This is a genomic window from Pseudomonas sp. MB-090624 (genome assembly GCF_003205245.1).
Taxonomy (GTDB): Bacteria; Pseudomonadota; Gammaproteobacteria; order Pseudomonadales; family Pseudomonadaceae; genus Aquipseudomonas; species Aquipseudomonas juntendi.
Genome location: NZ_QJRK01000003.1, coordinates 109329 through 129734, shown reverse-complemented (window position 1 = coordinate 129734; position 20406 = coordinate 109329). Strand labels below are relative to the sequence as shown.

Here is a 20406-nt window from a genome sequence, read left to right as displayed (position 1 = left end):
CCCACCATCTGTCCCGGTACACTTCTTGACTGTTACGGTATCCTCTACTGTCAGTGAGTCGCACAAGAACAACGAGCCCGTCCGCGCGTCGAGATCCCGCCATGACCAACCTGCTGCTGTACCAGCGTATCGCCCAGCAACTGGCCGATGACATTCGTCGCGGCGTCTACCAGCCAGGCGAGCGGGTACCCTCCGTACGCAAGATGAGCGCGCAGCTCAACGTCAGCCATGCCACGGTACTGCAGGCCTACGCCAACCTCGAAGACCAGGGCCTGATCCGTGCGCGGCCGCAGTCCGGCTACTATGTGCACCAGACCCCGGCCCTGACCGCCCCGACCCCGGATATCGCCAGGGTCGAGCGCCCAGGCCTGGTCACACGTGCCAGCATCATCCAGCAGGTATTGACCGAGGCCCGCCGCGACGGTGTGTTCCCGTTCGGCGCTGCCGTGCCGCATGTGGATTATCTGCCTGTGCGCGCACTGCACCAGCAAATCGCCAAAGTGACACGCTTCCACAGCCCGCGCGCCTTCAGCTATATGTTCAGCCCAGGGTTCGAGCCGCTGCGCCGGCAAATTGCCATTCGCATGCGCGATGCCGGTGTGATCGTCGACCCGCGTGAGGTGATCGTGACCCACGGCTGTGTCGATGCCCTGCAGATGTCGTTACGGGTGCTGACCCGCCCCGGGGACCTGATCGCCGCCGAGTCGCCGACCTATTACGGTTTGCTGCAACTTGCGGACCTGCTGGGTTTGAAAGTGATCGAGATCCCCAGCGACCCGTCCACGGGGATCAGCCTCGAAGCCTTGCAACTGGCGGCAAACCAGTGGTCGATCAAGGCCTTGGTGTTGACTGCGCGGCTGAGCAATCCGCTGGGCGGTACGGTGCCGGAAGAGCGGCAAAAGCAGCTGCTGCGCCTGGCGTCGGACTTCGATATCCAGATCATCGAGGACGACATCTATGGCGAATTGATGTTCGAGCAGGGCAAGAGCAAGGCACTGAAAGCCTTCGATCGCCTGGACCGGGTGATCTACTGTTCGAGCTTCTCCAAAACCTTGTCTCCCGGGGTGAGGGTTGGCTGGATGATCGCCGGGCGTTACCAGGACGAGATACAGCGCCTGCAAACTTTCACCACCCATTCAGCCTGCAGCGTGACCCAGATGGGCGTGGCAGCGTACCTGGAGAATGGCGGCTACGACCGGCAGCTGCGCTATATCCGCCAGGAGTACCGCAAGAACCTCAGTGCCTACCAGCTGGCGGTGCAGCAGCACTTCCCCGAAGGTACCCAGATGACCCGGCCTACCGGGGGGTTCATCCTCTGGGTGAGCCTGCCTGGGCGGGTGAATACGCAAGAGCTGCATGTGCGTGCGTTGGAGCAGGGCATCAGTATTGCTCCGGGGTTGATATTCAGTAACACGGAACAGTTCAACCACTGCATCCGCCTCAACTGCGGTATTCCGTGGAACAAGGAGGCAGAGCGGGCGGTCATGACCTTGGGCTTGCTGGCACAGCAGCTGTGCCGCGAGCCTGCGCTCACACTTTTGTGAGGGTTGCCAGCAGCCCGCGGAACAGGGAGCATACGAGCCTTTACAGCGGGTCTGTCCATTTGCCATGAATGCATTACGTCGTTTTGTTCTGATTCTGTGCCTTGCGGCCCCATGCTGCGCCGCCGCGGGCCTGGCCTTCGCTGCGCAGCCGGCGCAGGCCCAGCAGGCACAGAAAAAAAACGCCGCCAAGCCTGCGCAGAAGCCGGTGACCCGCAAAGCCCCTGTCAAGAAAGCGCAACCGCCAAGCAAGGCAGTTGCCAAGCCCTTGCCCAAGGCAAAGCTGGACCTGAGCCTGCCCACCGACCTGGTCGACAACCTTGAGCCGGACGTAGGTTCGCCTTCGCCGATCCAGCGCCGCAAACCGCTGCTGCCCCCTATGTTCCGGGACAAGCCGGAAGCGGACGACAGCCCGTTCCAGCTCAATGGCCGCTTGATCAACAATGAAATGCAGCTGCAACTGCGCAATGACAGCCGCCGTGAAGTGGAAGGTGCGGCCATCGATTTCGAGTACCGGCAGTAAGGGGCAAACTGACTGCCGGGTCATGTCATTTTTCATCGTGCCAGCAATTTCAAACACCTGTTTGGGCGGGTACTATCTAGGGGCGTTCGTCCCGTTACTTGTTTCAGGGAGTCCTGAGTTTGGTGAATCGCCATGAACTGCCGTGAGGGCTGCGGTGCCTGCTGCATTGCCCCGTCCATCACCTCTGCCATGCCGCGCATGCCCAATGGCAAGCCAGCTGGCGAGCGCTGCCTGCACCTGACGGCGGCCAACCTCTGCGACCTGTTCGGCAAGCCTGAGCGGCCAGCAGTGTGTGGCGGGTTCAAGGCAGATGTCGAGGTGTGTGGCAGTGACCGTGACGAAGCGATCAGGATTCTTGGCTGGTGGGAGCAGATGACGGCGGCGTGAAAGGCTGGATCTTCGACAACAAGGATAAACATGATGAGATCGTTAAAGCGTATTGCACTGCTGTGTGGCGTGGGTGTTCTGCTTTCGCCGGCGGCCTGGGCCGAAAACTGGCAAGTGGCCAAGGACGAGGAGGGCATCAAGGTGTCCCTCAGCGAAGTCGCTGGCTCCAAGTACAAGGCCTATCGCGGGGTGACCGTGATCAAGGCGCCGCTGGCCAAGGTCGAGGCACTGCAGGAAGACGCGGCCGGGGCATGTGCATGGATCCACGAATGCAAATCGCAGAAGCTGCTCAAGCATGAAGGTAACCAGAGCTGGACCTACACCCAGTTCAATACACCATGGCCGGTGACGCCGCGCGATTCGGTGCTGCATATCACCACTGTCAAGGAGGCTGATGGCAGCGTCACCCGCAACCTGAAAGAAGAGCCGACCTACCTGCCGGAAGAGAAGGGCTTCGTGCGGGTGGCTAAAGTCGAAGGGTTCTGGAAGCTGGTGCCCAAGGGCGACACCACCGAAGTGACCTATCAGGTGCATACCGAGCCGGGTGGCAGCGTGCCGGCGATGGTCGCCAACAAGTTCGTGGTGGATTCGCCGTTCAATACCCTCAAACAGCTGCGTGAACGGGCTGAGAAGAACTGAGGCCTCGCACTGCCTGTAGCGCCTTCAGGTGATGGTGCTACAGGTGGCACCGGTGTCAATAAAAGAACGCCATTATTTGAGCGTTGCTGGAAGTTTGACAGCATAAATTTTTGGGCTTAGATTCAAACTCAGTGAGCCATTTCCTGCCCCCTCTCGTGCTCACGCCAACTATAAAAAACGTGCTGCGTTTTTCTTCTGCTTTATAACTTCAAGACCTACGCCTTACCCACTTGTACCTCTGCGCTTGCGGGCCGTTTTGTCCTCGGTCTGTGCAAGGGCGAGCACTTGCCTATTGATTTTCATCCGCCGCGTGTGTGGGAGATATCATCGTGCATGCTAATCGACTTTCGTTATTGCCCCGGATCGCCGGGTACGGTGTATTGGCTTTCATGGGCTGGTTGCTGTTTTCGACATTGTTCATGCCGTTATTGTCGTCATCGGCAACCCGGGCCATTCTCAATGCACCGGTCATTCTGCTGACCACGCCCATCGATGGCGTGGTGCGTACCTTGAACATTCAGCCAGGCACCACGTTCACCACGGGCCAGGATATCGCAACCATCGAGAACCCCCGGGCGGAACAGGAAACGCTGCTGGGCTTGCAGACACGCCGGCTCACCTTGCAGCAGCAATTGGCGGCCATGGCCAGCCAGGCCGAACACGACCGCAAGTACTACAACGCACTGGAGATCACCAGCCAGCAGTACCAGGATGCCTATGAGGTGCGCAAGCGCTACGCGCAGAAGGCCCTGAAGGCTGAGAGCGGGGCGGCTGGCGCACGCCTGGCCGATGCCCGGGAAACACTGGCACGTAACCTTGAGCTGTTTCGCCAGGGCGCGGTGAGCGAGGCCGTCGTAGCCAGTTCCCGGGCGCAACTTGCCTCGTTGCAGGCCGATGCCGAGACCATTCGCTCGCGGGTACACATCAACGATGGTGATCTTAACGCGGCCAAGGACCAGGTGTACCTGGACCCCGAGCAATTGCGCATGTTCGACCTCAAGTCGCAGATGACCACGCTGAAACTTAGCCTGGATAATCTGGAGCGCAACCGAGTAACCCTCGAAGAGGAACTTTCCCATCTCGACCAGTTGATAGAAAGTGAGCAAAATCGGGTGCAGATGATGGCGGCTTATAATGTGGTGGCGTATGCATCCGGCACCGTGCAAGAGTTGATCGCCCCGCAAGGCACGCAAGTACGGGCGGGTGCAACGCTATTGCGCGCTACCAATTGCAGTCAAAGTTATGTTATTGCGGTATTTCCGGAGCGAATGGCCAGCCGGATCGATCGGGATAGCGAACTGCAAGTATCTATCCGCGGTGTCGCGCAACCGCTGAAAGCCAAAGTCGTGCAGTTGCTGTCAAGCCCGACCGATGTACAAAGCAGCAATTACAGTGTGCCGTTTCCTTATGCCGAGCAGAACTCGGTCTATGTGGTAGGTACGTTCGACAACAACTTGCCGGCCGATGAGCGCCTGTTGACCTGCAACCCTGGCAACTGGGTGACCGCGACGGTATCGCGATGAACGGCTGGGTGCTTTTTGCGGGGGTGCTCGGGTTGGTGCTGGGCAACCAGGCCATGGCCCTGGAGCCTCGGGCCCGCCTGCAGCACATGACCTGCGCAGGCATCGGGCAGGCGGTGGCGGCTCAAGGCCAAGGGCCGTTGCTGCTGGCCAGCTATCCGCAGCAACCGGGGCAGCCTGCCGTGCCTGGCGTGCTGCAAGGCGTGGCATTCACCTACGACAACGCGTTGGCCAGCATCGCCTTGTTTGCCTGCGGCAATGCGCCAGCTGCCCGACAAATTGCCGACGCTTTGGCGTATGCCATCGATCACGACCCTGAGTACCGCGATGGCCGGGTGCGCAATGCCTACGCCGCTGGCCCGCTGCAGGCCGCACCTGTGCGGCTGCCGGGCTACTGGAGCGATGAGCGTGCTGCATGGAGCCAGGATGCGTACCAGGTGGGCAGTGCGACCGGTAATCAGGCGTGGGCAGCGCTGGCATTGCTGGAAGCTTATCGGCACAGCGGTGAAGCGCGTTATTTGCAGGCGAGCAGAAAGGTGCTCGACTGGGCCCGGCGCACCACCTTCGACAAGGGGCCACCGGCAGGCTTCAACGGAGGCATTTACGGGTTCGCCGCTGCCCCGCAGGTGCAGACCTGGAAGTCCACTGAGCATAACGTCGATCTGGCGGCAGCCTGGGCCTCGTTGGCGCGGCTGGACAACGATAGCGAAGCTGGCCGGCAGGCGCGCATCGCCCGCGGCTTCGTCGAGGCCCACTGGGATGCCGGCCAAGGCCGGTTCCTGATCGGTACCTTGCCCGATGGCCGAACACCGCAGACGCAGCAGTCGGGCCTGGATGCGCAGATCTGGCCGCTGATTGCCATTGCCGACGCACCGCAGCAGTGGCTGCAGGCACTGACGTTCGTGGAGCGGGCCCATGGTTTCGCTCAGGGCTATGGCTTCAAGCAGGACCCTGACGGTATCTGGACCGAAGGCACGGCGCAGGTGGCGGCCGTTGCCAGCCTTCGCGGCCTGGCGCCCCTGGCGCAGCCATTGTGGCCGTTGTTGCTGGCGCAACAGGCTGGCAATGGCTGGCTGTACGCCACCCCGGAGGCACAGGTCAGTACGGGGCTGAGCGTGGGGCCGGACTCGACCCATGACGATTTCCTGTACTTCCACCTGCCCCATTTGGGCGCCACGGCGTGGGCGGCGATCGCTGCCACCGGCGTCAACCCTTTCACTGGCGATTACAAGGCCCACTGACATGCAAGCACTGGACTCGACACAACTGCTGCAAATCAACCTGTGGACGCTGGCCATCGTGGTCCTGCTGAGTTGCATGGCCCACCGCGAGCAATGGCTGGCGCGCCTGCTGTTTGGCGCGCTGACCGCGGCACTGCTGGTCAGGTACGTGGCCTGGCGCTTCGCCGACACCTTGCCTGACAGCCGCGCGGGGTTCGCCACGGTATGGGCTTATGGCTTCCTGTTCTTCGAGTTGTTGGGCATTGCCTATACCTTGTTTTCGATCGTGGTGATGTGCCGGCGCAGCGATCACCGCCACGCCGCGGACGCTTGCGAGCAGCGCTTGCGCGCGATGGGGGCCGAGGCGCCGGCGGTCGATGTGTTCATCTGCACCTACAACGAAGGGCTCGAGGTTCTGGAGAAGACCATCATTGCCGCGCAGGCCATGGACTATCCCAACTTCACCCTCTGGGTGCTGGATGACACGCGGCGGGACTGGCTGCGCGACTACTGCGCGAGCATGGGGGTGCGTTACACGCGGCGCGATGACAACCTGCACGCCAAGGCGGGCAACCTGAACAACGGCCTGCGCCAGTCGGCAGCCAGTACCAACGCGCCGTACATACTGGTGCTGGATGCAGACTTCGCCCCGCAGCGGCCGATTCTGCTGCGGACCTTGGGGCTGTTCCAGGACCCTGAGGTCGGGTTGGTGCAGACCCCGCAGTTCTACTACAACCCGGACCCTATCCAGCATAACCTGGGGTCGGCAAACAGCTGGGTGGATGAGCAACGGGTATTTTTCGATGTGTTCCAGCCTGCCAAGGATGCCTGGAATGCAGCGTTCTGCGTGGGCACATCGTTCGTGGTGCGGCGTGATCTGGTCGAGCGCATGGGTGGTTTTCCCACGGGGTCGGTCTGTGAGGACATCTACACGTCCTACCGCCTGATGCAGATGGGCTACATCACCCGCTGGCTGAACGAGCGTTTGTCCATCGGGCTGTCTGCCGAGGGCCTGACCGAGTACATCAACCAGCGCGGCCGCTGGTGCCTGGGGACGATCCAGGTGGCCTTGCTGCGCCAGGGGCCGCTGTTCGGTCGTGGCTATGGCCTGAACGATCGCCTGCATTACCTGCACGGCCTGCTGCATTGGTGCTCCAAGCCTTTCATCCTGATGATGCTGGTGTCGCCGGTGCTGTATTGGTATTTCGGCATTGCCGGTTTCTATGCAACGCCGGCAGCGTTTCTGGCCTTCGGCATGCCGGCGCTGATCGCCTATTGGGGTTACAGCACCTGGGTGACCGGGCGGCGCTCACTGCCGATCTTCACCGAGGTGACGCAGATCGTTTGCGCATTGGCGGTGACCGCGACCCTGATAAGTGCTGCGATTCGCCCGTTCGGGCGGCCTTTCAAGGTGACGGCCAAAGGCCTGGACCGCTCCCAGACCCAAGTGCACTGGAAGCTGTTCGGGTTTTTCCTGGCCTTGAGTGTGTTGGCGCAGGTCGGCGCAATCACGGCGATCAGCACTGCCAGCCGACTGGACGGCAATATGGTGTTCAACCTGAGCTGGACGGTGCTGGTGCTGCTGTACAACCTGGCGACACTGGTGGCCTGCGTTGATCGGCCGCGGCTGCACGGCGAGGAGCGCTTTCCGTTTGCTCGCCCCACCCAGCTGCGCCTGGGCACCGGTACGCTGGGTGGGCAACTGGTCGATATCTCGATCAGCGGGGCGGCGTTCGAGGGCGCCATGGCCGGCGAGGTGCCGTGCGGCAGGCGTGGCCAGGTATGGGTGGACAAGGTGGGCTGGCTGGGGGCAGAGGTGGTACGCCGGGATGGCAGCCAACGGCTGGGGCTGCGCTTCGTGGCGGTGCATGAGGCGCAGCGGCGCGCGCTGATCACCAGGCTGTTCAGCCAGGCCAATCCCAATGTGGCCAGCACGGCGCAACCCGCCACTGCGTTCTTCACCTTGCTGCGCCGGGCGCTGCTGGGCGAAGGCGACTGGCGCCTGCGGCTGGTGCGCCGGCCGCGGCAGGCGCCCATCGCCAGCGCGCGGGTGGCTGTGAAGCGCCGCAGCGCCCAGCCGGCCGCCCTGCAGGCTTCCAGCGGCCTTCTCGGCGTGCTGGCTCAACTGCGTGCCTTGATGAACAGCGTTTGGTGAGGGAAGGGCCCATGACTAGACCCCTGCAGTGTGTGATGTTGGCCGCTCAACTGTCTTTGGCCGGCTGTTCGCTCGAGCCTGCCTACGAGACACCGGCGTCCCCCATGGACACCGGCTGGCCGGATAGCGTCGAGGCGGGCTGCTGTGATCCGCGAAACGCTTTCGACCCGGATTGGCGAGCGTTCGTCAGTGACAGCCGCTTGCGCCGGTTGATCGAGTTGGCCCTTGTCGACAACCGTGACTTGCAGCAAGCCGCAGCCAGCGTGGCGCAGGCCAGGGCAGGCTATCAGGGCGCCGCGGCAGCGCTGTACCCCAGCCTGGGCGTCGACACCTATGCCGGGCGCGCAAAGTTGCCGGCGCTGGAGCAAACCCCCGGGGGCGGCTCCAGTGCCGGCAGTGTGGCCAACACCTTCCAGGCCACCGTGGGGTTCACGGCCTATGAGCTGGACTTCTTCGGCCGGGCGCGAAGCCAGGCCCATGCGGCCGAGGCGCGCTTTCATGCCACGCTGGCCGACTACCAGGCTGCACGCATGGCCTTGATCGGCGAAGTAGCCGGGACCTGGCTGACGCTCAAGGCCAATCAGAGCTTGCTTGGGCTGGCAGAGCGCACATTCGAATCCCAGCAGCATTACGGGCAATTGCTGCGTTCCAGTTTCAACCTGGGTTCGACCGCACGCATCGATGTCCACCAAGCCGATGCCATCACCAACACTGCTGCCGTGCAAGTCAGTACCTACCGGATGCAAGTGGCGCAGAACCTCAATGCGTTGCGGGTGCTGTTAGGGCAAACGGTACCGGCCGGGCTGTTGCCGGAGGGCCAGCTTGGGGCGCAGATGGCGACAGCCGATGTACCCGCCGGGGTGCCTTCAAGCCTGCTTGAGCGGCGGCCCGATATCCGGGCGGCGCAGGCTCAGCTGCGCGCTGCCAATGCAGAAATCGGCAGTGCGCGGGCCGCCTATTTCCCCAGCTTTTCGTTGACAGGCGCGCTGGGTAGCCTGAGTGGGGACTTTTCGCGGCTGCTGACAAGCCCGGCTCAGTTCTGGAACCTGGCGGCGCTCGGTTCGCTGACATTGCTCGATGCCGGCCAGCGCAGGGCAGGGGTGGATGCCACTTGGGCCCAATACGACCAGCGTGTGGCTGCTTACGAGCAGACCGTGCTCAACGCCTTCCGTGAAGCGGCCAATGCGTTGAATGCGCGGCAGGAGATGCTGCCGCAGGTTGCGGCCCAGCGGCAGCTGGTCGAGGACTATGAGCAAGCCTACCGGCAGTCGCGGCTGCGTTTCGAGGCAGGTCTGGACAGCTACTTCTCGACCATGGACGCCCAGCGCTCGCTGTTCGGTGCGCAGCAGCGTTGGCTGGAGCTGGAGCTGGCGCGCGAGATCAACCAGGTGAACCTGTTCAAGGCGCTCGGGGGTGGCTGGTCACCGGGGCCGACGGCAATCGTGGGCAGTGCTGCGCAAGTCGCACGCTAGTTGGCCTGGGTGGCTGATGCGTATCGCCGGGGGAGGGCATGAGCCAGCCCTTGGGTCGCGCGACACCAGGCGTGCGCGCGGCCCAAGGGCTGGCCGGGGGGCTTAAGCGTTACCCGATCAAGCCTTACTTGCGGTCGCCAAGGGCAACGATGTCGCGCTTCTGCTCGCCGGTGTACAGCTGGCGCGGACGGCCGATCTTGTACGGGCTGGAGAGCATTTCTTTCCAGTGCGAGATCCAGCCCACGGTACGTGCCAGGGCGAAGATCACGGTGAACATGCTGGTTGGAATGCCGATCGCCTTGAGGATGATCCCCGAGTAGAAGTCGACGTTCGGGTACAGCGAGCGCTCGATGAAGTACGGATCGGTCAGTGCGATCTCTTCCAGGCGCATGGCCAGTTCCAGCTGCGGGTCGTTCTTGATGCCCAGCTCGCGCAGTACTTCATCGCAGGTCTGTTTCATCACGGTGGCGCGCGGGTCACGGTTCTTGTAGACGCGGTGACCGAAGCCCATCAGCTTGAACGGGTCGTTCTTGTCCTTGGCCTTGGCGATGAAGGTGTCGATGTTCGAGACATCGCCGATTTCATCGAGCATGGTCAGTACGGCTTCGTTCGCACCGCCGTGCGCCGGGCCCCACAGGGCAGCGATGCCCGCGGCGATACAGGCGAACGGGTTGGCACCCGACGAGCCGGCCAGGCGCACGGTGGAGGTGGAGGCGTTCTGCTCATGGTCGGCATGGAGGATGAAGATCCGATCCATTGCCTTGGCCAGTACCGGGCTGATCGGTTTGATCTCGCACGGGGTGTTGAACATCATGTGCAGGAAGTTTTCCGCGTACGACAGGTCGTTGCGCGGGTACATCATCGGCTGGCCCATGGAGTACTTGTAAACCATCGCCGCCAGGGTCGGCATCTTCGCGACCAGGCGCACCGCGGAGATTTCGCGGTGTTGCGGGTTATTGATGTCCAGGGAGTCGTGGTAGAACGCCGACAGGGCGCCGACCACACCGCACATGACCGCCATCGGGTGGGCGTCGCGGCGGAAACCGTTGAAGAACGACTTCAGCTGCTCGTGAACCATGGTGTGGTTTTTCACGGTGCTGACGAACTGCGCCTTCTGCTCGGCATTCGGCAGTTCGCCGTTGAGCAGCAGGTAGCAGGTTTCGAGGTAGTCGGATTGCTCGGCGAGCTGTTCGATCGGGTAGCCGCGGTGCAGCAGGATCCCTTTGTCGCCGTCAATGTAGGTGATCTTCGACTCGCACGAGGCGGTCGCCATGAAACCAGGGTCGAAGGTGAAGTGACCAGTGGCCCCTAACCCGCGGACGTCGATTACATCAGGACCAACGGTGCCGGTTAAAATGGGCAGCTCGACGGGGGCAGCGCCCTCGATGACCAACTGCGCTTTTTTGTCAGCCATGTGGCCTCCTATTAATGCTTGAAATCATCAGACAGACCCCCCACGCAGGGCCCGCACCACTATAGAGGGATAAATTCAGATGTCAATTTGCCTAAAGGCTTGTTGAATCAGGCATTCAAGCCTGATTTTTCCCGAAATTCTCGCCCATTTACGCCTTTTGTTCATTAAAGGCAATGCGCTATTTGGGCTACCCCGTCACGTTGTCATAAGCAGCCTAACTGTCTATACTCGGCACCCGACCGCCAGGGGCTTGCAAGCCCGAACTGCTGGGGGTCGCCGTTCCCTGGGTGGTGGGTACCTGACCAGTACACTTACCAACAACTTTGCCCTGATTCGCTAGGGGCTCTTCAGTGTGAAAAAAGCCGTGAAAAGCCAACGACCTGTAAACCTAGACCTAAGGACCATCAAGCTCCCTGTCACTGCGTACACGTCCATCCTGCACCGTATCTCCGGCGTCATCCTGTTCATCGGCCTTGCCATCATGCTTTATGCACTGGGCAAATCGCTGGGTTCCGAGGAAGGCTTCGGCGAGGTGAAGGCGTGTCTGACCAGCCCGCTGGCCAAGTTCGTGACCTGGGGGCTGTTGTCTGCCCTGCTTTATCACCTCGTGGCAGGTGTTCGTCACCTGATCATGGACATGGGCATCGGCGAGACGCTGGAAGGCGGCAAGCTGGGCTCGAAAATCGTGATCGTCATCTCCGTGGTGCTGATCGTTCTGGTGGGAGTTTGGGTATGGTAACCAATGTCACGAACCTGTCGCGTTCGGGCCTCTATGACTGGATGGCGCAGCGCGTATCTGCGGTCGTTCTCGCGGCTTATTTCATCTTCCTGATCGGCTACGTGGTCGCCCACCCAGGCATCGACTACACCCAGTGGCATGGTCTGTTCTCCAACAACGCGATGCGAATCTTCAGCTTGCTGGCCCTCGTTGCCCTCGGCGCTCACGCCTGGGTCGGCATGTGGACCATTGCTACCGACTACCTGACGCCTATGTCGTTCGGCAAGTCGGCAACTGCGATTCGTTTCCTGTTCCAGGCGGTATGCGGCGTTGCGATGTTCGCTTACTTCGTCTGGGGTGTGCAGATTCTCTGGGGTATCTGATTCATGGCTAGCATTCCAACCATTTCTTTCGACGCCATCATCATCGGTGGCGGCGGCGCCGGCATGCGCGCTGCGCTGCAACTGGCTCAAGGCGGCCACAAGACTGCCGTAGTCACCAAGGTCTTCCCGACCCGTTCGCACACTGTATCCGCCCAGGGTGGCATCACCTGCGCCATCGCTTCGGCCGACCCGAACGACGACTGGCGCTGGCACATGTACGATACCGTCAAGGGTTCCGACTACATCGGTGACCAGGACGCTATCGAATACATGTGTCAGGAAGGCCCGGCTGCCGTATTCGAGCTGGACCACATGGGCCTGCCGTTCTCGCGTACCGAAACCGGCCGTATCTACCAGCGCCCGTTCGGTGGCCAGTCCAAGGACTTCGGTAAAGGTGGCCAGGCCGCCCGTACCTGCGCGGCGTCCGACCGTACCGGTCATGCGCTGCTGCACACCCTGTACCAGGGTAACCTGAAGGCCGGCACCACCTTCCTCAACGAGTACTACGCCGTTGACCTGGTGAAAAACAAGGAAGGCGCTTTCGTTGGTGTGATCGCGATCTGCATCGAAACCGGCGAAACCATGTACATCAAGTCCAAGGCTACCGTGTTGGCCACTGGCGGTGCCGGTCGTATCTACGCCTCCACCACCAACGCCCTGATCAACACCGGTGACGGTATCGGCATGGCCCTGCGTGCAGGCGTTCCGGTGCAGGACATCGAAATGTGGCAGTTCCACCCGACCGGCATCGCCGGCGCCGGTGTACTGGTCACCGAAGGTTGCCGTGGTGAGGGTGGCTACCTGATCAACGCCCACGGCGAGCGCTTCATGGAGCGTTACGCGCCGAACGCCAAAGACCTGGCCGGCCGCGACGTGGTCGCCCGTTCCATGGTCAAGGAAATCATCGCCGGCAACGGCGTGGGCCCGAACAAGGACCACGTGCTGCTGAAGCTGGACCACCTGGGCGAAGAAGTGCTGCACAGCCGCCTGCCAGGTATCTGCGAGCTGTCCAAGACCTTCGCCCACGTCGACCCGGTTGTCGCGCCGGTGCCGGTGGTTCCGACCTGCCACTACATGATGGGTGGTGTTGCCACCAACATTCATGGCCAGGCCATCACCATGGACGAAGAAGGCAAGGATCACATCATCCCTGGCCTGTTCGCCGTAGGTGAAGTTGCGTGCGTATCGGTACACGGTGCCAACCGCCTGGGCGGCAACTCGCTGCTCGACCTGGTGGTATTCGGCCGTGCTGCCGGCCTGCACCTGGAGAAGGCACTGAGCGACGGTATCGAGCACCTCGACGCCAGCGACACCGATATCGATGTTGCCCTGAACCGCCTGAACAAGCTCAACGAGCGTACTTCCGGTGAAGACGTAGCCAGCCTGAAGCGCGAGCTGCAGAGCTGCATGCAGAACTACTTCGGTGTGTTCCGTACCGGCGAATACATGCAGAAGGGTATCGAGCAACTGGCCGGCCTGCGTGAGCGCATCGCCAACGTCAAGATCAACGACAAGTCCCAGGCCTTCAACACCGCGCGTATCGAAGCGCTGGAGCTGCAGAACCTGCTGGAAGTCGCCGAAGCTACCGCCATCGCGGCCGAAGCCCGTAAAGAGTCCCGTGGCGCTCACGCCCGTGAAGACTTCGAAGACCGTGACGACGAAAACTGGCTGTGCCACACCCTGTACTACCCGGGTGAGAAGCGCGTTGCCAAGCGTGGCGTCAACTTTGCGCCGAAGACTGTTCCAGCCTTCGAACCAAAAGTCCGGACTTACTAAGGGTGGCTGCTATGTTGAAAGTCGAAGTTTATCGTTACAACCCGGATACCGATTCGGCGCCAAAAATGGAGTCGTTCGACGTCGATACCGGCGGCAAGGACTTGATGGTGCTGGACGTACTGGCCCTGATCAAGGAAAAGGACGAAGGTTTCTCGTACCGTCGTTCCTGCCGTGAAGGCGTGTGCGGTTCCGACGGCATGAACATGAACGGCAAGAACGGCCTGGCCTGCATCACCCCGCTGTCGGCGGTGGTCAAGGGCAACAAGCTGGTTCTGCGCCCTCTGCCAGGCCTGCCGGTCATTCGTGACCTGGTGGTCGACATGAGCATCTTCTACAAGCAGTACGAGAAGGTGAAGCCGTTCCTGCAGAATGACACGCCGGCCCCGGCCATCGAGCGCCTGCAGTCGCCGGAAGACCGCGAAAAGCTGGACGGCCTGTACGAGTGCATCCTGTGCGCTTGCTGCTCGACTTCCTGCCCGTCGTTCTGGTGGAACCCGGACAAGTTCCTGGGCCCGGCCGCGCTGCTGCAGGCCTACCGTTTCCTGGCCGACAGCCGCGACACCAAGACTCAGGAGCGCCTGGCGTCCCTGGATGACCCGTTCAGCGTATTCCGCTGCCGCGGGATCATGAACTGCGTGAACGTTTGCCCGAAAGGTCTCAACCCGACCAAGGCAATCGGCCACGTACGTAACATGCTGCTGCAAAGCGGCACCTGATACACAGTGTTGTACCTGCAGTAAGCCGAGGTGCGGGCGGTGAGCCCGCACTGAGGTAAAACCCGAGCAAGGGCCCAAAAAGCCCGCGCTCATTACCTATGAAGATATGAGACCAGCAGGGGCTTTCCGGGCTGGTACCCGGAAAATCAGCAGGATCCAGGTGGCGTGGTTCAGTCGCTGTTTTCGGACTTTTCCAGGTTTGCTTCGGCTCTCGCCGATCAGTCCCCTAATCGAGGGTGACCAAGCATGCAAGAAAGCGTGATGCAGCGCATGTGGGATAGCGCCCACCTTTCAGGTGGTAACGCTGCATATGTGGAAGAGCTCTACGAGCTCTACCTGCACGACCCTAACGCTGTGCCAGAAGAGTGGCGCACTTACTTCCAGAAGTTGCCAGCCGACGGCAGCACCGCTACTGATGTATCGCACTCGACAATCCGCGACCATTTCGTACTGCTGGCAAAGAACCAGCGCCGCGCCCAACCGGTATCTGCCGGGAGCGTGAGCAGTGAACACGAGAAGAAGCAGGTTGAAGTTCTGCGACTGATCCAGGCCTATCGTATGCGCGGCCATCAGGCTGCCAAGCTCGACCCGTTGGGGTTGTGGCAGCGCCCTGCGCCCGTAGACCTGTCGATCAATCACTACGGCTTGACCAATGCCGATCTTGATACGACCTTCCGTGCCGGCGACCTGTTCATCGGCAAAGAGGAGGCGAGCCTACGCGACATCCTGGATGCACTCCAGAAGACATATTGTCGCACCATTGGCGCCGAGTTCACCCACATCGTCGATTCCGAGCAGCGCAGCTGGTTCCAGCAGCGCCTGGAAAGCGTGCGCGGCCGTCCGGAATACTCCGCTGACGTGCAGGCCCACCTGCTCGAGCGCGTTACCGCCGGTGAAGGCCTGGAAAAATACCTGGGCACCAAGTACCCAGGCACCAAGCGCTTCGGCCTGGAAGGTGGCGAGAGCCTGATCCCGATGCTGGACGAAATGATCCAGCGTTCCGGCTCCTACGGCACCAAGGAAGTGGTCATCGGCATGGCCCACCGTGGCCGTCTGAACGTGCTGGTGAACACCTTCGGCAAGAGCCCGCGCGAGCTGTTCGACGAGTTCGAAGGCAAGAAGATGAACGAGCTGGGCTCCGGTGACGTGAAATATCACCAGGGCTTCTCCTCGAACGTGATGACCTCCGGTGGCGAAGTGCACCTGGCCATGGCGTTCAACCCGTCCCACCTGGAAATCGTTTCGCCGGTGGTCGAGGGTTCGGTGCGCGCCCGTCAGGACCGCCGCAACGACACCGTTGGCGACAAGGTGCTGCCGATCTCGATCCACGGCGACGCTGCATTCGCCGGCCAGGGTGTGGTCATGGAAACCTTCCAGATGTCGCAGACCCGCGGTTTCAAGACCGGCGGCACCGTGCACATCGTGATCAACAACCAGGTTGGTTTCACCATCAGCAACCCGCTGGACGCGCGCTCCACCGAGTACGCCACCGACGTGGCCAAGATGATCCAGGCGCCGATCCTGCACGTGAACGGCGATGACCCGGAAGCAGTGCTGTTTGTCACCCAGCTGGCCATCGACTACCGCATGCAGTTCAAGCGTGACGTGGTCATCGACCTGGTCTGCTACCGCCGTCGCGGCCACAACGAGGCCGACGAGCCGAGCGGCACCCAGCCGCTGATGTACCAGCAGATCACCAAGCAGCGTACCACCCGCGAGCTGTACGCCGAGTCGCTGATCCAGGCTGGCCGTATCGATGCCGAGCGTGCCCAGGCGAAGATCGACGAGTACCGCAACGCGCTGGACAACGGCCTGCACGTGGTGAAAAGCCTGGTCAAGGAGCCGAACCGCGAGCTGTTCGTCGACTGGCGCCCCTACCTGGGCCATGCCTGGACTGCGCGTCACGACACCCGCTTCGACCTCAAGACCTTGCAGGACCTGTCGGCCAAGCTGCTGGAAATCCCGGAAGGCTTCGTCGTCCAGCGCCAGGTGGCGAAGATCTACGAAGACCGCCAGAAGATGCAGGCCGGTGGCCTGCCGATCAACTGGGGTTATGCAGAGACCATGGCCTACGCCACCCTGCAGTTCGAAGGTCACCCGATCCGCATGACCGGCCAGGACATCGGCCGTGGCACCTTCTCGCACCGCCATGCAGTGCTGCACAACCAGAAGGATGCCGGCACCTATGTACCGCTGAAGAACCTGTTCCCGGGCCAGCCGATGTTCGAGCTGTACGACTCCTTCCTGTCGGAAGAAGCCGTGCTGGCCTTCGAATATGGCTACTCGACCACCACGCCGAACGCGCTGGTGATCTGGGAAGCCCAGTTCGGCGACTTCGCCAACGGTGCGCAAGTGGTCATCGACCAGTTCATCACCAGCGGCGAGCACAAGTGGGGTCGCCTGTGCGGCCTGACCATGCTGCTGCCGCACGGCTATGAAGGGCAGGGCCCGGAGCACTCCTCCGCGCGCCTGGAGCGTTACCTGCAGCTGTGTGCCGAGCACAACATCCAGGTCTGCGTGCCAACCACGCCGGCGCAGATCTACCACCTGCTGCGTCGTCAGGTCATTCGCCCGCTGCGCAAGCCGCTGATCGTGCTGACACCGAAGTCGCTGCTGCGTCACAAGCTGGCCGTTTCGACCCTGGAAGACCTGGCAGAAGGCTCGTTCCAGACCGTGATCCCGGAAATCGACAACCTCGATCCGGCCAAGGTCGAACGCCTGGTCCTGTGCGGCGGCAAGGTCTACTACGACCTGCTGGAGAAACGCCGTGCCGAGGGCCGCGAAGACATCGCCATCGTGCGTATCGAGCAGCTGTATCCGTTCCCGGAGGACGACCTGGTCGAAATCCTGGCGCCGTACACCAACCTCAAGCATGCCGTGTGGTGTCAGGAAGAGCCGATGAACCAGGGTGCCTGGTACAGCAGCCAGCACCACATGCGCCGTATCCTGGGCCGCCACAACAAGGCGCTGGTCCTGGAATACGCCGGCCGCGACGCTTCCGCCGCGCCAGCTTGTGGTTACGCTTCGAAGCACGCCGAACAGCAGGAAAAACTGCTGCAAGACGCCTTCACTGTCTAACGCCTTCGCGCACCTGAAACCGAATTTAAGGAAATACAGATAATGGCTATCGAGATCAAAGCCCCAACCTTCCCGGAATCGGTTGCCGATGGCACCGTTGCCACCTGGCACAAGAAGCCGGGCGAAGCCGTCAAGCGTGACGAGCTGATCGTCGACATCGAGACCGACAAGGTCGTCCTGGAAGTGCTGGCTACCGCTGACGGCGTGCTGGGCGACATCGTCAAGGGCGAGGGCGACACCGTCCTGTCCGACGAGGTGCTGGGTTCGATCGTTGAAGGCGGCGCTGCTGCCGCACCTGCCGCCGCCGCTGCACCTGCCGCTGCACCCGCTGCGGCAGCTGCCGATGCTGGTGAAGACGACCCGGTCGCCGCCCCGGCTGCGCGCAAGCTGGCCGAAGAAAACGGCATCGACCTGGCCAGCGTTGCCGGTACCGGCAAAGGTGGTCGCGTCACCAAGGAAGACGTGGTTGCAGCGGTTGCCAACAAGAAGTCGGCACCTGCCGCTGCGCCGGCTGCCAAGCCTGCTGCCGCTGCTGCTGCCCCGGTGGTCACCGCTGCTGGCGACCGCACCGAGAAGCGCGTCCCGATGACCCGCCTGCGTGCCAAGATCGCCGAGCGCCTGGTAGAAGCCCAGTCGAGCATGGCCATGCTGACCACCTTCAACGAAGTGGACATGACCGAAGTCATGGCCCTGCGTTCGAAGTACAAGGACCTGTTCGAGAAGACCCACAACGGCGTGCGCCTGGGCTTCATGTCGTTCTTCGTCAAGGCTGCCACCGAGGCGCTGAAGCGCTTCCCGGCGGTCAACGCCTCGATCGACGGCAACGACATCGTCTACCACGGCTATGCCGACGTCGGCGTCGCGGTGTCCAGCGACCGTGGCCTGGTGGTACCGGTACTGCGTAACGCCGAATCGATGAGCCTGGCCGAAATCGAAAACGGCATCGCCACCTTCGGCAAGAAGGCCCGTGACGGCAAGCTGTCGATCGAAGAGATGACCGGTGGCACCTTCACCATCACCAACGGCGGTACTTTCGGTTCGATGATGTCGACCCCGATCGTCAACCCGCCGCAGGCCGCGATCCTCGGCATGCACAACATCATCCAGCGCCCGATGGCCGTTAATGGCCAAGTGGTGATTCGCCCGATGATGTACCTGGCGCTGTCCTACGATCACCGCCTGATCGATGGCAAGGAAGCGGTAACCTTCCTGGTCACCATCAAGAACCTGCTGGAAGATCCGTCTCGCCTGCTGCTGGACATCTAATCGCGCGGCTGTAAGCTGCGAGCGGCAAGCTTCAAGTCGAAGCCTGTCTGTCTCGCAGCTTGCAGCTTGCTGCTTGAAGCTCAAAAGGAATCTTTTATGACCCAGAAATTCGACGTAGTGGTAATCGGTGCAGGTCCTGGCGGTTATGTCGCTGCCATCAAGGCCGCACAACTCGGTCTGAAGACTGCCTGTATCGAGAAGTACACCGACGCCGAGGGCAAGCTGGCCCTGGGCGGCACCTGCCTGAACGTCGGTTGCATTCCTTCCAAGGCCCTGCTTGACAGCTCCTGGAAGTACAAGGAAGCCAAAGAAAGCTTCAACGTGCATGGCATCTCCACCGGTGAAGTGAAGATGGACGTTGCCGCGATGGTTGGCCGCAAGGCTGGCATCGTCAAGAACCTGACCGGTGGCGTGGCCACCCTGTTCAAGGCCAACGGTGTTACTTCGATCCAGGGCCACGGCAAGCTGCTGGCGGGCAAGAAGGTCGAAGTCACCAAGGCTGACGGCACCACCGAAGTGATCGAAGCCGAGAATGTGATCCTGGCCTCCGGCTCGCGCCCCATCGACATTCCGCCAGCGCCTGTCGACCAGAACGTCATCGTCGACTCCACCGGCGCCCTGGAATTCCAGGCCGTACCCAAGCGCCTGGGTGTGATCGGTGCTGGCGTCATCGGCCTGGAGCTGGGCTCGGTATGGGCTCGCCTGGGCGCTGAAGTCACCGTGCTGGAAGCCCTGGACACCTTCCTGATGGCTGCCGACACTGCCGTGTCGAAAGAAGCCCAGAAGACCCTGACCAAACAAGGCCTGGACATCAAGCTGGGCGCGCGCGTGACCGGCTCGAAAGTCAACGGCGACGAAGTCGAAGTCACCTACACCAACGCCGAAGGCGAGCAGAAGATCACCTTCGACAAGCTGATCGTTGCGGTCGGCCGCCGTCCGGTGACCACCGACCTGCTGGCTTCCGACAGCGGCGTGACCATCGACGAGCGTGGCTACATCTACGTCGACGACCACTGCGCGACCAGCGTGCCGGGCGTCTATGCCATCGGTGACGTGGTGCGTGGCCTGATGCTGGCGCACAAGGCCTCGGAAGAGGGCATCATGGTGGTTGAGCGCATCAAGGGCCACAAGGCCCAGATGAACTACGACCTGATCCCTTCGGTGATCTACACCCACCCGGAAATCGCGTGGGTCGGCAAGACCGAACAATCCTTGAAGGCCGAGGGTGTTGAGGTTAACGTAGGCACCTTCCCGTTCGCGGCCAGCGGCCGTGCGATGGCGGCCAACGACACCGGTGGTTTCGTCAAGGTCATCGCCGACGCCAAGACCGACCGCGTGCTGGGTGTACACGTGATTGGCCCATCGGCTGCCGAACTGGTGCAGCAGGGCGCAATCGCAATGGAATTCGGCACCAGTGCCGAGGACCTGGGCATGATGGTCTTCAGCCATCCAACCCTGTCCGAAGCGCTGCATGAAGCAGCGCTGGCTGTGAATGGCGGCGCCATTCACGTGGCCAACCGTAAGAAGCGTTAATCATAAGAAACCACGGCGGGCAGCCCGTCGTGAGTCTTGCGTGCATGACTCACCGCGGAACGTCC

General features: G+C 61.9%; 16 protein-coding genes. 15 read left to right on the top strand and 1 reads right to left on the bottom strand.

The features are described from left to right. Positions 1-101: 101 nt before the first annotated feature. The 8 genes from DMX12_RS02825 (at position 102) to DMX12_RS02790 (ending at position 9457) form a co-directional block, all read left to right on the top strand. On the top strand, positions 102-1544 hold the full coding sequence (locus DMX12_RS02825) for a PLP-dependent aminotransferase family protein (RefSeq protein WP_009684720.1): 1443 nt from the start codon (positions 102-104) through the stop codon (positions 1542-1544). A gap of 64 nt (positions 1545-1608) precedes the next feature. Next, positions 1609-2064, top strand: coding sequence for a hypothetical protein (locus DMX12_RS02820; protein WP_110676135.1), 456 nt, complete (start codon positions 1609-1611; stop codon positions 2062-2064). Between the two features lie 132 nt (positions 2065-2196). Further along, entirely contained in the window at positions 2197-2451 is a 255-nt protein-coding gene (locus tag DMX12_RS02815; protein WP_009684718.1) for a YkgJ family cysteine cluster protein, read from the top strand. Between the two features lie 33 nt (positions 2452-2484). Beyond that, complete coding sequence (locus DMX12_RS02810; protein WP_009684717.1) at positions 2485-3090, top strand: START domain-containing protein; 606 nt, start codon at positions 2485-2487, stop codon at positions 3088-3090. A 329-nt stretch (positions 3091-3419) separates the two neighbouring features. Further along, complete coding sequence (locus tag DMX12_RS02805; protein WP_225785725.1) at positions 3420-4613, top strand: HlyD family secretion protein; 1194 nt, start codon at positions 3420-3422, stop codon at positions 4611-4613. Beyond that, complete coding sequence (locus DMX12_RS02800) at positions 4610-5851, top strand: hypothetical protein (RefSeq protein ID WP_110676133.1); 1242 nt, start codon at positions 4610-4612, stop codon at positions 5849-5851. Before DMX12_RS02805 ends, DMX12_RS02800 begins: the two co-directional genes overlap by 4 nt. A gap of 1 nt (position 5852) precedes the next feature. Continuing rightward, positions 5853-7985 carry a glycosyltransferase family 2 protein gene (locus tag DMX12_RS02795; RefSeq protein WP_110676131.1) on the top strand — a complete coding sequence of 711 codons (2133 nt, stop codon included), beginning with the start codon at positions 5853-5855 and terminating at the stop codon, positions 7983-7985. A gap of 11 nt (positions 7986-7996) precedes the next feature. Further along, complete coding sequence (locus DMX12_RS02790) at positions 7997-9457, top strand: efflux transporter outer membrane subunit (RefSeq protein WP_110676129.1); 1461 nt, start codon at positions 7997-7999, stop codon at positions 9455-9457. A gap of 124 nt (positions 9458-9581) precedes the next feature. Here the strand turns inward: DMX12_RS02790 and gltA are convergent, their stop codons facing one another. Further along, positions 9582-10871, bottom strand: a complete 1290-nt coding sequence (gene gltA, locus DMX12_RS02785; RefSeq protein WP_029886714.1) for a citrate synthase — start codon at positions 10869-10871, stop codon at positions 9582-9584. A 352-nt stretch (positions 10872-11223) separates the two neighbouring features. On the opposite strand from gltA, the gene sdhC reads away from it, so the two are divergent. The 7 genes from sdhC to lpdA all read left to right on the top strand — a co-directional run bounded on the left by sdhC (position 11224) and on the right by lpdA (position 20341). Beyond that, a complete protein-coding gene (gene sdhC / locus DMX12_RS02780; protein WP_008091902.1) occupies positions 11224-11610 on the top strand; it encodes a succinate dehydrogenase, cytochrome b556 subunit in 387 nt (128 codons plus the stop codon). Then, positions 11604-11972 carry a succinate dehydrogenase, hydrophobic membrane anchor protein gene (gene sdhD, locus DMX12_RS02775; protein WP_008091903.1) on the top strand — a complete coding sequence of 123 codons (369 nt, stop codon included), beginning with the start codon at positions 11604-11606 and terminating at the stop codon, positions 11970-11972. The genes sdhC and sdhD overlap by 7 nt, the downstream gene beginning before the upstream one ends. A gap of 3 nt (positions 11973-11975) precedes the next feature. After that, a complete protein-coding gene (gene sdhA, locus DMX12_RS02770; RefSeq protein WP_009684709.1) occupies positions 11976-13748 on the top strand; it encodes a succinate dehydrogenase flavoprotein subunit in 1773 nt (590 codons plus the stop codon). Positions 13749-13759: 11 nt separating this feature from the next. Then, on the top strand, positions 13760-14464 hold the full coding sequence (locus DMX12_RS02765) for a succinate dehydrogenase iron-sulfur subunit (protein ID WP_009684708.1): 705 nt from the start codon (positions 13760-13762) through the stop codon (positions 14462-14464). A gap of 246 nt (positions 14465-14710) precedes the next feature. Further along, the gene (locus DMX12_RS02760; protein ID WP_029886713.1) at positions 14711-17542 is read left to right on the top strand and encodes a 2-oxoglutarate dehydrogenase E1 component; all 2832 of its coding nucleotides are present in this window, start codon (positions 14711-14713) and stop codon (positions 17540-17542) included. A gap of 42 nt (positions 17543-17584) precedes the next feature. Then, positions 17585-18808: a 2-oxoglutarate dehydrogenase complex dihydrolipoyllysine-residue succinyltransferase gene (gene odhB / locus DMX12_RS02755; RefSeq protein WP_054881175.1), complete on the top strand. Its 1224-nt coding sequence runs from the start codon at positions 17585-17587 to the stop codon at positions 18806-18808. A gap of 96 nt (positions 18809-18904) precedes the next feature. Further along, the gene (lpdA, locus tag DMX12_RS02750) at positions 18905-20341 is read left to right on the top strand and encodes a dihydrolipoyl dehydrogenase (protein ID WP_009684703.1); all 1437 of its coding nucleotides are present in this window, start codon (positions 18905-18907) and stop codon (positions 20339-20341) included. The last annotated feature ends 65 nt before the right edge of the window (positions 20342-20406 follow it).